This window comes from Ignavibacteriota bacterium (assembly GCA_016713565.1).
Taxonomy (GTDB): Bacteria; Bacteroidota; Ignavibacteria; order Ignavibacteriales; family Melioribacteraceae.
Window position 1 is genome coordinate 316,762 of record JADJOX010000007.1, and the last position, 14,670, is coordinate 331,431.

General features: G+C 31.5%; 16 protein-coding genes. 1 reads left to right on the top strand and 15 read right to left on the bottom strand.

The window, feature by feature from the left end; translation table 11 throughout:
• Positions 1-75: 75 nt before the first annotated feature.
• From aroA to IPK06_08480, 9 genes are all read right to left on the bottom strand, one after another.
• On the bottom strand, positions 76-1,353 hold the full coding sequence (gene aroA / locus IPK06_08440; protein ID MBK7980014.1) for a 3-phosphoshikimate 1-carboxyvinyltransferase: 1,278 nt from the start codon (positions 1,351-1,353) through the stop codon (positions 76-78).
• Positions 1,350-1,940 carry an RNA methyltransferase gene (locus IPK06_08445; protein ID MBK7980015.1) on the bottom strand — a complete coding sequence of 197 codons (591 nt, stop codon included), beginning with the start codon at positions 1,938-1,940 and terminating at the stop codon, positions 1,350-1,352. The genes aroA and IPK06_08445 overlap by 4 nt, the downstream gene beginning before the upstream one ends.
• Positions 1,937-2,170, bottom strand: a complete 234-nt coding sequence (locus IPK06_08450; GenBank protein ID MBK7980016.1) for a hypothetical protein — start codon at positions 2,168-2,170, stop codon at positions 1,937-1,939. The genes IPK06_08445 and IPK06_08450 overlap by 4 nt, the downstream gene beginning before the upstream one ends.
• A complete protein-coding gene (deoC, locus tag IPK06_08455; GenBank protein MBK7980017.1) occupies positions 2,170-2,850 on the bottom strand; it encodes a deoxyribose-phosphate aldolase in 681 nt (226 codons plus the stop codon). Before deoC ends, IPK06_08450 begins: the two co-directional genes overlap by 1 nt.
• Positions 2,851-3,047: 197 nt before the next feature.
• Complete coding sequence (gene folD, locus IPK06_08460) at positions 3,048-3,926, bottom strand: bifunctional methylenetetrahydrofolate dehydrogenase/methenyltetrahydrofolate cyclohydrolase FolD (protein ID MBK7980018.1); 879 nt, start codon at positions 3,924-3,926, stop codon at positions 3,048-3,050.
• 12 nt (positions 3,927-3,938) lie between these two features.
• On the bottom strand, positions 3,939-4,925 hold the full coding sequence (locus IPK06_08465) for a site-specific DNA-methyltransferase (GenBank protein MBK7980019.1): 987 nt from the start codon (positions 4,923-4,925) through the stop codon (positions 3,939-3,941).
• Positions 4,922-5,728, bottom strand: coding sequence for a TIGR00282 family metallophosphoesterase (locus tag IPK06_08470; GenBank protein MBK7980020.1), 807 nt, complete (start codon positions 5,726-5,728; stop codon positions 4,922-4,924). Before IPK06_08470 ends, IPK06_08465 begins: the two co-directional genes overlap by 4 nt.
• A 24-nt stretch (positions 5,729-5,752) precedes the next feature.
• Positions 5,753-6,022: a hypothetical protein gene (locus IPK06_08475; GenBank protein ID MBK7980021.1), complete on the bottom strand. Its 270-nt coding sequence runs from the start codon at positions 6,020-6,022 to the stop codon at positions 5,753-5,755.
• Between the two features lie 284 nt (positions 6,023-6,306).
• The gene (locus tag IPK06_08480; protein MBK7980022.1) at positions 6,307-6,555 is read right to left on the bottom strand and encodes a hypothetical protein; all 249 of its coding nucleotides are present in this window, start codon (positions 6,553-6,555) and stop codon (positions 6,307-6,309) included.
• 83 nt (positions 6,556-6,638) lie between these two features.
• Between IPK06_08480 and IPK06_08485 the strand changes: the two genes are divergently transcribed.
• The gene (locus tag IPK06_08485) at positions 6,639-8,300 is read left to right on the top strand and encodes a GIY-YIG nuclease family protein (protein ID MBK7980023.1); all 1,662 of its coding nucleotides are present in this window, start codon (positions 6,639-6,641) and stop codon (positions 8,298-8,300) included.
• A 126-nt stretch (positions 8,301-8,426) separates the two neighbouring features.
• On the opposite strand, the gene htpG is transcribed toward IPK06_08485, so the two are convergent.
• The 6 genes from htpG to eutM form a co-directional block, all read right to left on the bottom strand.
• Positions 8,427-10,337, bottom strand: coding sequence for a molecular chaperone HtpG (gene htpG, locus IPK06_08490; protein ID MBK7980024.1), 1,911 nt, complete (start codon positions 10,335-10,337; stop codon positions 8,427-8,429).
• A 139-nt stretch (positions 10,338-10,476) separates the two neighbouring features.
• Positions 10,477-12,126: a S41 family peptidase gene (locus IPK06_08495; protein ID MBK7980025.1), complete on the bottom strand. Its 1,650-nt coding sequence runs from the start codon at positions 12,124-12,126 to the stop codon at positions 10,477-10,479.
• Entirely contained in the window at positions 12,119-12,751 is a 633-nt protein-coding gene (locus IPK06_08500; protein ID MBK7980026.1) for a dTMP kinase, read from the bottom strand. Before IPK06_08500 ends, IPK06_08495 begins: the two co-directional genes overlap by 8 nt.
• A 1-nt stretch (position 12,752) precedes the next feature.
• Complete coding sequence (locus tag IPK06_08505) at positions 12,753-13,664, bottom strand: YbbR-like domain-containing protein (GenBank protein MBK7980027.1); 912 nt, start codon at positions 13,662-13,664, stop codon at positions 12,753-12,755.
• Between the two features lie 71 nt (positions 13,665-13,735).
• The gene (locus IPK06_08510; GenBank protein MBK7980028.1) at positions 13,736-14,350 is read right to left on the bottom strand and encodes a BMC domain-containing protein; all 615 of its coding nucleotides are present in this window, start codon (positions 14,348-14,350) and stop codon (positions 13,736-13,738) included.
• Between the two features lie 8 nt (positions 14,351-14,358).
• Positions 14,359-14,637, bottom strand: coding sequence for an ethanolamine utilization microcompartment protein EutM (eutM, locus tag IPK06_08515; GenBank protein ID MBK7980029.1), 279 nt, complete (start codon positions 14,635-14,637; stop codon positions 14,359-14,361).
• Positions 14,638-14,670: the final 33 nt, after the last annotated feature.

Here is a 14,670-nt window from a genome sequence, read left to right on the forward strand (position 1 = left end):
AATCATTCAATAAACATCAATTGATTAATTTTATATGATTAAGTAATTCCCTAATTCTATTACACCGATAAAGTATTAAATTGTAATACTCTTCAATTGATTTAAGAAATCGGGATTTGAAACAGCGACGCAATCAAAATTATTTATTTTAAAATCACCTTCAATTATTGAAGCCAATATTGAAAAAGACATTGCAATTCTATGATCACCATAACTTTCGAAGACAGCTGAGTTTTTTGTTATATTACCTCGAACCGCAAAGCCATCTTCAAATTCATCAACTTGTAATCCCAACTTTTCCAAATTTCTACAAATTGAATTTATTCTATCACTTTCTTTGGTGCGCAGTTCTTTTACTCCCGATATTTCAAATTCACCGTTCGCAAATATTCCTGCAATCGATAAAATTGGAATTTCATCAATAATATTTGGAATTATTTCTTCGTCAAACTCAACGTTAGTAAGCTCAGCACTTTTAATTATTAAATCGCCTCTTAATTCACCATTATATTCATGTACATTTTCGGCAGAAATATCTGCACCCATCGCGTCTAAAACCGAAATAATTCCGGTACGTGTTTCATTTAATGAAACTCCGGTAATTTTAATTTCAGAATTTTTTACCAAGCTTGCGAGAACCATAAAAAAAGCTGAGGTTGAAATATCAGACGGAACTCTATATTCTGACGCAATCGGATAATAACTAAGTGAAGAATAAATTGTTTTTGTATTTCCTTCCTCAATAACTTTTAATCCCAACATTTTTTCAGTATGATTTCTGGTTTCAACGCTCTCAACAACAACAGTTTCTTCGTCAAGATAAAGTCCTGCTAATAAAATGCAGCTTTTAACTTGAGCGCTTGGAATTGGTAGTTCATAATGGATAGGTCTCAAGTAATCTGTTGGTTTAATTATTAATGGCAGACAATTATTATTTCCAGATATATTTGCGCCCATTTGTCTTAAAGGTGTAATTATCCTTTTCATCGGTCGTTTTGACAATGATTCATCGCCAATAATAGTTGTGGGAAATTTTTGAGCAGCCAATATACCGGAAATGAGTCTTGTCGTTGTTCCGGAATTTGCCAAATCCAACTCGCGTTCAGGTTCTGTTAAACCGCTAAAACCATTTCCCCATACAATTATTTTCTCTTTTTCGATGTCAAATTTAGTTCCCATATTTCTGAATGCGTTAATTGTTGCGTTAACATCTTCAGACATTAAACAATTATAAATTTCCGACTCGCCATCGGCAATCGCAGAAAACATAACTGCCCTATGCGATATTGATTTATCGCCGGGCAATTCTAAAATTCCTTTAATACTATTTACTTTTTTAATTTGCTGAATCATTTGTTACACCAAACATTAATTAAGTTTACTAACTGATTATTTGAAAGCTCGCTTTTTTCATACATTTTTTTATTTAATCTTTGCCGCTGCGCTTCATAAAGAATTACAGCCGCCGCGACAGATACATTTAAACTTTGTATCATTCCGTGCATAGGAATATATATTTGTTTATCAACTAAGTTTGTTATTTCCTCTGAAATTCCCCTATGTTCGTTCCCCATTATTATCGCTATTTTCTTCGTGAAATCAACATCATAAATACTTTCCGCACTTTCGGATAAAATACTTCCGTATATTTCAAAACCTTCTGATTTAAGATTATTAACACAGTCCAAAACGGAATCGTATTTATTTTGTTCAATCCATTTTTTTGATGACGCAGATGTTATTTTACTTATTTGAGGAAATGTTTCAAAAGTATAAATCAAATCAACAGCCGGAACTCCAACCGCATCACAAGTTCTAAAAATTGCGCTAACGTTGTGAGGATCGTGAATATTTTCCAGTACCATACGTAATGAAAACTGTCTTTCCGTAAGGACTTTTTCAATCCTTTTTAATCTTCTTTCTGTTTTGAATTCTTTCACGGAAGGTCTTTATTAAATACTAATTTGTATATAGTTTTAAAATTTTCTTTTCGGGCTCTATCAATATTTATTTTAGAATCATCTTCAAGATTTAAATAATATTTTAACAGTTCAATTGATTTTTCAACCGCTTCATCTTCTTTATGCGCCCAGCAATCACATCCTTTTATAGAAGGAATTTCGGCATTAAATCCATCATCGGATTTTGAAATAATTAAATCTAAAACCACTAATATCCTTCAGATTTTGATTTATCGCCGGAAACAATTTTAACGCTCGCGCTTGCACCAATTCTATCGGCACCGCTTTTTATCATCAGTTCGGCATCTTCAAGGGTTCTTACTCCGCCTGATGCTTTAACTCCAACCGACGAACCAACAACGTAGCGCATTAATGCAACATCCGCTGCGGTAGCGCCGCCTTTACTAAAACCGGTAGATGTTTTTACAAAATCCGCTTTTGCCTGCTTACTTAAAATGCAAGCTTTAATCTTTTCTTCATCTGTTAAAAGCGCGGTTTCCAAAATAACTTTTAACACGGCATTTTTACTTTTCGCGACAGTCGCTATTTGATTTATATCATTAAAAACATAATCATAATCGCCGGCTTTTAGTTTTCCGATATTAATTACCATATCCACTTCTTCCGCGCCATTGATTAAAGCTTCTTCGGCTTCTAATCGTTTTACCGCCGTTGTTGTTGCTCCAAGCGGGAAACCTATTACAGTGCAAACTTTTACTTGAGTACCTATTAATAATTGACGGCACAATTGCACATAACTTGGATTGACACAAACAGACGCAAAATTATAAGTTTTTGCTTCTTCACATAACGTGGTAATTTCTTGAGGTGTAGCTTCCGGCTTCAGCATTGTGTGATCAATCATTCTTGCTAAAGATATATCATTTATTTCATTCCCAACACCTTTACCGGCTGAAATTCGTTCAGCACCGCTTTCTACAATTTTATTAATTGCAGTCGGCTGATCAACAACGTTTCTTTCCCAACCTTTGCAAGTTTCACCAACGCAATAAAAATCATGTAAAGCTTTTTCGGTAAAAACTTGATTTACAATTTTTTCAATAACATTTTCCATAGAATCTATTTTTATTTTTCTTTCAAAGTATACGCTTTAAATGTATTGCTCAATAACATTGCTATTGTCATTGGTCCAACACCGCCCGGAACCGGAGTAATAAAAGAAGCTTTTTCCGAAACTCCTGTAAAATCAACGTCTCCAACCAATCTATATCCGTTCTTACTATTTGGATCTTCAATTCTATTTATACCGACATCAATTACAACCACATTTTCTTTTACCATGTCCTTCGTAATAAAATTTGCTTTACCAATTGCCGCAATTAAAATGTCTGCTTGTTTGGTATAAACCGAAATATCCTTTGCGGCTGAATGACAAATTGTAACAATAGAGTTTGCTCCATCTTCTTTCTGCAGCATTAAATTTGCTATCGGTTTACCAACAATATTACTTCTTCCAACAACAACAACGTGTTTTCCCTTTGTTTCAATTCCGTATCGTTTTATTAATTCGGTAATTCCAAACGGCGTACACGATTTAAATGTATCTTTTCCAATTACCAATTTCCCCACGCTGCTCGGATGAAATCCATCAACATCTTTTTGAGGATTAATTGCCTCAATAATTTTATCTTCATCAATGTGTTTTGGCAGAGGAAGCTGTACTAGTATTCCATTAAAATAATCATCATTGTTGTAATTTTCAATAATTTTCAGAAGCTCGTCTTCACTTATATTTTCATCAAGTTTTTCAAGTTTTGAGTTCATTCCGATTTCTGCGCAGGCTTTAATCTTGCTGTTAACGTAAACCTTTGAAGCGGGATTTTCTCCAACCAAAATTGTAACTAAACCTGGAGCACATTTACCATTTTCTTTTAAAGAATTAATTTTTACTTTTAATTCTTCTTTAATTTCAGCGGATATCTTTTTGCCGTCAATTATCTGCATTACCAAACCAATTTATTCTTTAAATTCTAAATTATATTTTTCAATTAAATATTCTTTTAATTCGGTATTTGATAAAATTTCATTTTCAAAAGGATTTGAATTCTGCCATCCTAATTTACCAGTCTTTCTAAATCTTTCCAATCTCCTTATCGTAATTTCACAATAAATTGGATCTATATCAACAGAAAATGACCTTCTGTTTAACTTTTCGGCGGCTAAAACAGTTGTACCGGAATGCGCAAAAAAATCAATTACATTATCATTTTCCTGACTAGAAACTTCAATTATTCTTTCATATGCTTTCAAAGGTTTTTGGACAAAACATCCGTTTACATTTTCTTCACGCAAGTAAAATACTTGTTGCACATCAATCCATACATTGCCTGCACGGATTTTATCCGATTTGCTGCGTTCTAAATTTTCCGTAACATTTCCATTTATTTCTTTATAGTAGCCTTTAACCGCTTTAGGAATATCGGTATAAACTTTATCAATATTAAAAATGGGATTCCCTTTTACGTAATATAAAAGTTCTTGTCTAACTGACATCCAATTTTTTTGGGTTCCATAGCCTCTTTGATTCCGCATTGTAATAAAACTTTTTGAATCAAATCCGGAATTTTTCATCATCAAAATAAATTCCGCAAATGGTTCAAAATGATTTTTCTGATCGGCGCCAAGCCAAATGTAAAGCGAGGAATTTTCACTTAATATTTTGTTTGAAATATCGATCCATTGTTTGCACCAATTAACAAATGTATTTGAATCAAAAGTTTCAAATGCAATCATATTATAAGGCGGATCGTGAACCGCGAGCTGAAATTTATTATCTTCGGTAAAATTTAAAATTGAATTTTCATCGGCTGCGTCGAAACAACCGACTTTATGCTTAAATAAAGAATCATTCCATATTTCACCGTTTTGAATTCGGCAATATTTTTGGAGATAATTTTTTAAGACCGGATCTTTATCAATTCTTGGAAGAGGAAAATTTTTCATTCCCTTGAGGATTTTGTTTCAAATTCTGGAATTAAAATTCTTTCAATTTCTACGGTTTTTCCTGTATCCATATCTACTTTTGTAAAAACTCCGCATAGATGATTATTATCTGTTGCGGTTTGATATTTTTGAGGCGTTTGCAAAATAAATCTATTTATTGCGGCTTCGGTTTTCATACCAATTACCGAGTCGTAAGGGCCTGTCATACCTGAATCTGTAATATAACCCAAACCTTTAGGAAAAATTCTTTCATCGGCTGTTTGAATATGAGTATGCGTGCCTACAAACACGCTGGCTTTTCCATCAATATAATTTGCAAGAGCTAATTTTTCCGCCGTTGCTTCCGCGTGAAAATCTATGAAAATAACTTTGGTCTCTTGGGCAATTTTCGACAAAATCCATTCCGATGATCTGAATGGACAATCAATTGTTGACATGAACGTTCTGCCTTGAAGATTTACAACTGCTGCTTTGCCTTTTTTAGTTTCTACAATAATATAACCGTTTCCATATGTCCCTTTGGGATAATTCAAAGGGCGAAGCACTCTTTTATCAGTTTTCAAATATTCTTGCGATTGGTGTTTATCCCATGTATGATTACCGCCGGTTAAAACATGAGCTCCTAAATTAAAAAGTATTTTTCCTTCAGTTTCCGTACAGCCTTTTCCATCAGACGCGTTTTCGGCGTTAACTATAACAAGATCGGCTTTATACTTTTTGATTAAGCTTGGAAGCCACATTGTTGTAATATCCATTCCCGGTTTTCCAACAACATCGCCAATAAATAAAATATTTAAATCCATTATATTATTTTTTTTGAAATGGTTTTATTTTCTTAAATTAATTTCCGCTAAAGCGTGTAATTTATATTCTCTTATTTTATCATTCAATGATTGAGAAATCTCTCTTTTTCTTACTTCAATTTCAGAATAGCTCATTTCCTCTATCCCGCTTTCACTTGCTTGTCTATACACTTGTTTCTCAACCTCAAAATCCAACAAAACGCGTAATAATGCATTATTATCTATTAATTGCTGTAATACAGCTTTATTATATTCTCCAATATTTTCAAATTCCAATGGAATATTATCTGCCATAATTTCTCCGAAAGATATTTTTAATTATGAATATAATTATAATAAAAGATGAGTGAAATTTGAAATTTTTCTCTTATTGTAATTAAATATTTTTTCGGTTTTTTTTAATAATATACTTTAAAAAAGATTATTAAATCAATAGAAAATAATAAATTAGAAAAAGCTTAAATCAATGGATTTACTTTATAAAAATTATGTTTCTGAGTTGCTCTTTACTTTTCTGAATTTGTAAATAAAAATTCTTTTTTTTAAATGTTCGTTTTTGAAATAAAAAATTATCCGTTTTATTTTTGTCTTTTTCTTAAATAATTAACAATACCTATTAAACTTATTACTATCCAAAATGCTTCTATAATAAATGCAGAAAAATTAAAATTATTTAAAAGCGAAATTATTACAAAAGCCGCACCGATAAGATTCATAATAGAATAATAAACATTTTCACTTTTTATTTTGTTCAACTGCAAAAGTAAAAACGCGATTATTATAAAAAATACACCAATGTTTCCAATAAAATCATAAATTGTATACATTTTAATCCTTATTATTATCAACAGACTTTAATACATTCAAAGTTTATTTATAGATTTGCTTAGAAAAATATTATTATTGTTTGATGAATCAAAAAGAAAAAAATTTTTCCGAAGCCGTTTATTCAGTAATCGATTTTGAAACCACGGGAACTTCTCCTCCTAGAAGCCGTGCGATTGAAATTGGAATTGTACGAATTGAAAATGGGAAAATTACGGATAGCTACCATTCATTGATTAACCCAGGGCAATATTTGCCTCCGTTTATTACTTCCTTAACGGGAATAACAAACGAAGATCTAATTGAGGCGCCTGCATTTGAGAATATTTGCCAAAATGTTAAGGATTTTATTGATGGTTCAATTTTGGTCGGACATAATCTGCCGTTTGATTTTGCGTTTCTAAAATCTGAGTTTGAAATGGCCGATATTCAGCTTCCTAAGTTAGATCAAATTTGCACTTTGAAAATTTCTCGGAAAATATTTCCTGAATTGAAAAGCAAATCACTCGGAAGTATGATTTCACATTTTAATATTATTCATAAAAACGCACACAGAGCTTTGGGAGACGCAACCGCAACCGCAAAACTTTTTCTAAAACTTATAGAAAAACTAAAGGATGATTATAATTACGAAAACATTTCCGATCTTTTGGATTTTCAAGTCAATCAGCAAATTTCAAAAAGTTTCAGATTGGTCAAGAAAAAGTTAGTCGGCGATTTGGCAAGTTTACCGGATTCTCCTGGTGTATACTTTTTTAAAGACGCAAAAGAAAACATAATTTATATTGGGAAAGCGAAATCACTTAAAAGTAGAGTTAAAAATTACTTTTCAAGTTCGGCGCCAAGAAAAACACGAAAAATAGTTAGAAAGGCAAATCGACTTGGATTTCAAAAAACAAACTCTGAATTAAACGCGTTGGTTTTGGAAGCAGAATTAATTAAACTGCATAAGCCGCCTTTAAATACGTTACTTAAAAAATTTTCTCAAAATTATTTTTTAAGAATTAATCTCAATCATGATTTTCCGGATATTAAAGTTGAAACGGATTTTGACTTTGACGGGAATGATTATTTTGGACCTTATTCAAATAGAGTAACCGCAAATTCTTTGCGTGAAATTGTTGATAAGACTTTTACACTAAGAGAATGCACCGACAAAGAATTAAATAAAAACAAAAAATGTTATTTGCTGGATATTAAAAGATGTTCTGCGCCTTGTATTTCTGAAGTCAATTCTACTGAATACAAAATTGAGCTTGAAAATGTTTACGAATTTTTATCGGGGAAAAACCAAAATGCCGTAAACAGACTGTTAAATAAAATGAAGGATTTTTCAGAAAAGAAAAAGTATGAAGAAGCTGCCGAAATGCGAGATACGGTGAATTTAATTCTTAATCAGTTGACAAGAACTTCTATACTTGCTGAACCAATAAATAAAGTTAACGCTCTTATAGAAATTAAAGATTCGGAATTCAATGATTACATTTTATTTTTGGAAGGTAGAGTTTATATCAAAGATTACTTTTTAAAGGATCAAGATTTTTTTGATGCCGCTCTTGATGATTATTATGACAATACTTTTCAGCTTTTATCCGGAATGGAAGAAAGAGATCTCGAAAAAATAAAAATTTCTTTGAGCTGGCTTGTTAAAAACAGAAATAAGATCAAAGTGCATTATCTAAAAGATTATAACACCAAGGAAAATCTTTTCAGAAATATGAAATTTCCAGCTTTCATTAACAAATAAATATTTTATTTTTTTGGTATTCCAAATCTGCGTTTTATGAAATTTCAATTTTATAAGCAGATAGATTGAACAAAAAAACCCGCTTAAATTATTAGCGGGTTTTTAATTATTCAACTTAAATTTAAATTAAAGTTTTTTATAATCGGCATACCAATCGCTGGAATTTTCCAATAATTCATTTACTCTGTTTACCAATTTATGCGGATCATATAAAAATCCTTCAAGTAAAAGCGATGATTCATAAAGCTGTTCAACAACAGTTGTTATATATACGTCATTATCATTTGCCTTAAAAACTTTTAACAGATTTCTTATTAGTTTATGGTCTTTATTTACTTCCATAACTTTCTGCGGAACAGTAGAAGTTTTTCCGGTTATGTTCATCAACTTCTGCATTGTTGAAGTCATTCCGCCTTCAGGATTTACAAGTACAATCGGACTTCCGCTCAATCTATCCGACTCTGTTACGTCTTTTACTCTATCACCCAAAATGTCTTTCATTTTTTTCAGCAAACTTGAAAAATGTTTTTTATCATCTTTTGAAAGTTCATCAACTTTATCTTTTTTATTTTCTTCAACATTTTCAAATTTATTCAACTTTTTAACATCAGCTTGTTCGGTTGATTTAAGATCAAAATCCTTATATTTTCTCAATGAATCCATAACAAATTCATCCATAGGATCATACAAATACAGAACTTCAATTCCCTTTGTTTTGAAAATTTCAAGTTGAGGATCAAGAATAATTGATTCTCTTGAATTTCCGGTTAAGTAATAAATTTCTTTTTGATCATTTTTCATTCTTTCGACATACTGATCAAAGCTAAACAGCTCTTCGGCATCTTTCGATTTTGATGTATTGAATCTTAATAATCTGCCGAACTTTTCATGATTTGGAAAATCCATATAACCCATTTTAAATGTTTTTCCATGCTCTTTCCAAAACGTTTTAAATTTATCTTCCTCTTTTTCGGACAATGTTTGAAGATGTGATAAAATTTGAGTCGTTACACTTCCGGCAATCTTTGTAAAAATTATATTTTCCTGCAAAGTTTCTCTTGAAATGTTTAATGGAAGATCTTCTGAATCAACAACTCCTTTTACAAAGTTTAAATATTCAGGCAAAAGATCTTTGTTTTGATGTTGAATTAAAACTCTTCTTACATAAAGATCCAATCCATATTCTTCACGATTATATCCCCAAATATCCATATTCCTTTTTGGAATAAATAATAAACTTGTAAATTGGATTGGTGCGTCAACTGTTCTATGAATTGTTGTTAACGGCTCATCTTGATCATAAGTTAAAAATTTATAAAACTCTGCATACTGCTCAGGTTTAATATTTGATTTTGGTTCGCGCCACAAAGCTGAAACCGTATTTACTCTTTCATTTTCAACTTTAATCGGATAACCTATAAAACTCGAATGTTTTTTAACAACTGATTCTAATCTGTATTTTTCCAAAAATTCATCCATTTCATCTTTTAGATGAACTTCTATAATTGTTCCTCTTTTTATTGGTTCGCCCAATTCAGAAATTGAATAAGTTCCTAAACCATCGGAGACCCATTTCATTGCCGGCGAATCTTTTTTGTAAGATTTGGTTTTAATAACAACTTCTTTTGCCACCATAAAAACCGAATAAAATCCAATCCCAAATCTTCCAATGATATTGCTTGAATCTTCCTTATTTTCTTTTAAAACTTTTAGAAAGTCGGAAGTCCCGGATTTTGCTATAGTGCCAATATTTTGAATTATTTCATCGTGCGTCATTCCAATTCCGGAATCTGAAATTGTAATTATTTTTTTATCTTTATTCGCGGAAATATTTATTTCCAAATCCAAGCCGCTGTCGGTAATTTCTGTTCCTTTATTTGATTCAAACCGTAATTTATCCATTGCGTCTGAAGCGTTTGAAATTAATTCGCGCAAGAATATTTCTTTGTGTGTATAAAGCGAGTGAACCAAAATATCTAAAAGCTGCTTTACCTCGGCTTTAAATTCAAGAGTTTCGTTTACTTGTGTTTCAGGCATTATTCCTCCATATTTTATTCATATTTTCTTTTAATCTCTAATTTGATGCAGAAAAGCAAAAAAGGTTTAATTCGATAAGTAAATTTAACATCTTACCAAAATAAATGTTTCTTAATAAAATAATTTTAAAAGTAAAAACTTAATTTTTAATGCTTAATAAATTATTAAAAACTTTATTTTTATTCAAAATTTCTAAAGCTGTCGCAAATTGATTATCATATTTTAATGATTCGGTAATTCTGCCTTTTCTGCCTTCGTTTCTAGCAGATAATTCCTGTTTAATTTCCGAAATTATATCTGATTTGTATTTATTCAATTCTTTCTTTTTAACATCGTCAAATTTTAGATCCAATTTTGAAACTTCATCAATTAAATTTGAATTATATCCTTCTTTCTTTATTGACTCTTTCAATTCCGAAATTAATAATTCCGATTGAGTCTGATAATTAAAATCTTCCTTCTCCAAATATTTTTCAAACGCGTTAAATAAATTGTCATCGTTTGAACTGCTGATATTAACATTAGAAGAAGTATTAAAATAGTTTGTGGCAAATTTAAAAAACATACCCTTTGCCAATAAACTTCTTACCAAATGAGATTCAGATGAATTTACAACAATAGTATCAGGTGTAATTCCGCCTTTGCCGTGAACCTCTCTTTTATTATCCGTGAAAAATGATTTATTATCATCATTTACGTTATCGCCAAAAATTTCTTTTTCATTGGAGTATTCAATTTCTTGAATACATCTTCCGCTTGGAGTATAATATCTTGCTGTCGTCATTTTCAAAGAAGTGTTGAATGAAAGAGGAATTACTGTTTGTACCAATCCTTTACCATAAGATTTTGTACCTAAAATTACTCCGCGGTCATGATCTTGAATAGCGCCTGCAACAATTTCAGATGCTGAAGCTGATCCATTATCTACAAGCAGAATTAATTTTGCCTTTCCGGCAATCGGTTCTTCCTGCGCATTAAAAATCTGTTCTTTTGATTCATCTCTGCCTTTAATGGAAACAACTTTTTGTCCTTTATTTAGGAATTTTTCGCTAACATCAATCGCGGCGTCTAAAAGTCCGCCGGGATTTCCCCGCAAATCCAATATTATAGAATTTATATCTTTCTGAATTTTTAATTCATGCAGAGCTTTTCTAATTTCATCACCAGCGCTTCTTGAAAAACTGCTGAGTTTCAAATAAGCATTATTGCTATTTTCGGGAACAAATCCGTAAAATGTTAAATTTTTTATTTCAATTTCTTCACTGACTAAATTAAAAATAATATCACCTTTAACACCTTCTCTTTCTATAGTTAATGATATTTCTGTTCCGGGTTCGCGTTTTAAATAATTTCCCAATTCGTCATAATTTTCTTTTGTAATATCCACAGAATCGACTTTTTTAATAACGTCGCCGATTCTAATTCCCTGCCTTTGTGCCGAATATCCTTCAATCAGATCAACAATTGTTATTTTATCATTATATAACCCGACTGTAGCTCCTATACCGCCGTATTTACCTTTGGTAATAAGTTCAATATCCTTTTGGTGTTTTTCATCAATATAAACAGTATAAGGATCTAAAGCATCGAGCATGCCTTTTATTCCTTGCAGCATAAATGGTTCCGGGTTAACTTCATCTACATAATTTAGCGCAACCTCTTTATATACTCTGCCGTATATATCTATTGCTTTGGACATTTTAAAATATATATCCGAATCGCTGTTAACAAAACCGCCCAATACAATTATAGATAAAACAGCAAATAATTTATATATACTTTTAACCATTATTATTTTTATCCTTTAGTAAATTTTCTACAATAACTTTTATTTTTTCATGAATTTTTTCCACTGACATTAAACCATCAATTGTTATAAACCGTTCCTCGTTTTCAGAAATATTTTTATAACCGTTTCTTACTTTTTCATAAAATGAATTCTTTGAAATCTCAATTCTGTCAAGTTCTGAATTTTGAACATTGGATTTCCTTCTGTTAACTTCTTCAACAGGAATATCGAGAAAGAAAGTTAAATCGGGAACAGCGTTTCCAATTGCAAATTTCTGCAAATCGGATACAAAATTAACATTTAATTCTCTTCCAAAACCTTGGTACGCAATGGAAGAATCATGAAATCTATCGGAAATAACTATAAATCCTTCTTCCAATTTTGGTATTATTACTTCTCTTACTAATTGTGCGCGGCTAGCCGAAAATAATAATAGTTCTGTTTCAAAAAACATTTCTTCATTATTTCTATCTAGAATAATATTTCTGATCTTTTCAGAAATTTTTACACCACCAGGTTCTCTTATAAGAGACACTTGTAAATTACGTGATGTCAAATATTCTTGTAAAAGTTTAACTTGTGTGGACTTTCCGCAAAAATCCAAGCCTTCAAATGTTATAAACATATCAGTATTTTTTAATTATATAATCTAAACGTTTTGGTTTAACGTCAACAATAGATGTGAATTTTGGCAATTCAATTGTCGGCTCTATCGAGCCGGTTGTATCATTCAACGCTTGCTGAAATCTAACATATGCATTAATGTCTTCATTTTTAATTTTGCTTAGCAAATTAATTCCACCGCGAACTACAACTGTAATGTTTTCAGGCGATAAATTTAATTCATATTTGTCGGGAATATTTTTTCTCTCTACTAAAACATTTTCAAAAGTTTTATCTACAATTTTTTGAACGTTCAGTAATATTTTACATTCTGTAATATTGCAATCAACAAATTCCGGACTTTGCAGTTGTACTTTTACAGCGGTTTCTTTTTCTAAATTATTTAGCTGCAATCCCGCCGTATTTATAATCGAATACTCGTTTACAATACTTTCCGGACCTGATATAGTTACGGAATCAGGCAATATTTTAGCTTGTGAAACTAAGTCGTATCCCGGTTTAAATGATAAAACCAAAACGGGAAGTATTTCAACTTTTTTAGTTATTTTCTTTTCCAACTTCAGGGTAATTTTTTCAGGACTGAGTTCGGCTAATTGAAGCGTAGACGAAATCCATGTATTTGCATTAAGCATATTTTTTGTGGGAATAACCGTTTCACCAATTTCCTGAGGAGATTGAATTAAAAATTTTGGATCTCTGCCTAATGTATGTTGTGCGAGCTGCCAGCCTTGTCCTTTCAAACTTAAAATAATTTCTTTAGCTGAAATATGACTGACCGCTAAATTTTCGGGCACATCTAAAACTTTTGGCGGAAGATTTAAAGTTATTGAAAACTCCCCTGAAAATGATACAAAAACCCAAAGCAGAATTGAGAAAGTTAAAATGAATAGAATTGTTATTATCTTTTTTTTCATAATACAAATATAAAAAACTCCACTATTATGTGGAGTTAAGAAACAAATTTATTAAGTTCAAAAACTTATTTCTATAAATTTTTGAAATAATCTAAAAGCTGATTTCTATTTGCTTTAGAAATTTCTCTGCCTTTTATTGGAAAATTAGAAAACTCTCGTGCACGTTTTCTAAGTAAATGAACATTTAAACTTTCCAACTCTTTTAAATTTGCCGAATCTGATTTTTTAAGTGATGTGGAACTGGAACTACTTGCTGAAACAATTTTTTCTTCCTTTGGCTTAATTTTAACTTCAACTGCGGATTTGGAAATTTGCTCTGAAGTTATAATATTTTCAGATTTAACTGTTTCAGGCAGTTCTGTTTCGTTTACTACGAGATCTGTTATTGGAGCATTATCAATTTCTGTAAAATTAATATTCTCCATCACAATTTTATCAATTTCATCGTCGGGTCTTGGAATAACGTGTACGGAAACCAATTCCCCAACTCTTTGCGCGGCGGCTGCACCTGCATCAGTTGCTGCTTTAACTGCGGCAGTTTCGCCGATTACTTTTATTAAAATTAAGGCACCGGTAACCTTTTCTTTCCCAATTATTTTAACGTCCGCGGCTTTAACCATCGCGTCCGCAGCTTCAATTGCGGCAACCAATCCTTTGGTTTCTATCAATCCTAATGCTTGATCCATAGTTTTAATTATTTACGTTTAGGTAAAATTATTTCAACGTCTGAATGTGGTCTTGGAATTACATGAACGGAAACTAATTCGCCTACTCTTTGCGCTGCGGCTGCACCTGCATCGGTTGCTGCTTTAACTGCTCCAACATCTCCTCTAACCATTACCGTTACATATCCACCGCCAATAATCTCTTTTCCTAATAATTCAACTTTAGCAGCTTTTACCATTGCATCTGCGGCTTCAATTGCGCCAACCAAACCTTTTGTTTCTATCATTCCAAGTGCGTCAAGTGTCATAAAAATGCTCCCAAATTGGTTAAAATTTATGTG

Coding starts and splice junctions, on each gene's coding strand:
- aroA (MBK7980014.1), bottom strand. CDS start 1,353: ATGATTCAGCAAATTAAAAAAGTAAATAGTATTAAAGGAATTTTAGAA.
- folD (MBK7980018.1), bottom strand. CDS start 3,926: ATGCAGATAATTGACGGCAAAAAGATATCCGCTGAAATTAAAGAAGAA.
- IPK06_08465 (MBK7980019.1), bottom strand. CDS start 4,925: ATGAAAAATTTTCCTCTTCCAAGAATTGATAAAGATCCGGTCTTAAAA.
- IPK06_08470 (MBK7980020.1), bottom strand. CDS start 5,728: ATGGATTTAAATATTTTATTTATTGGCGATGTTGTTGGAAAACCGGGA.
- IPK06_08475 (MBK7980021.1), bottom strand. CDS start 6,022: ATGGCAGATAATATTCCATTGGAATTTGAAAATATTGGAGAATATAAT.
- IPK06_08480 (MBK7980022.1), bottom strand. CDS start 6,555: ATGTATACAATTTATGATTTTATTGGAAACATTGGTGTATTTTTTATA.
- IPK06_08485 (MBK7980023.1), top strand. CDS start 6,639: ATGAATCAAAAAGAAAAAAATTTTTCCGAAGCCGTTTATTCAGTAATC.
- htpG (MBK7980024.1), bottom strand. CDS start 10,337: ATGCCTGAAACACAAGTAAACGAAACTCTTGAATTTAAAGCCGAGGTA.
- IPK06_08495 (MBK7980025.1), bottom strand. CDS start 12,126: ATGGTTAAAAGTATATATAAATTATTTGCTGTTTTATCTATAATTGTA.
- IPK06_08500 (MBK7980026.1), bottom strand. CDS start 12,751: ATGTTTATAACATTTGAAGGCTTGGATTTTTGCGGAAAGTCCACACAA.
- IPK06_08505 (MBK7980027.1), bottom strand. CDS start 13,664: ATGAAAAAAAAGATAATAACAATTCTATTCATTTTAACTTTCTCAATT.
- IPK06_08510 (MBK7980028.1), bottom strand. CDS start 14,350: ATGGATCAAGCATTAGGATTGATAGAAACCAAAGGATTGGTTGCCGCA.
- eutM (MBK7980029.1), bottom strand. CDS start 14,637: ATGACACTTGACGCACTTGGAATGATAGAAACAAAAGGTTTGGTTGGC.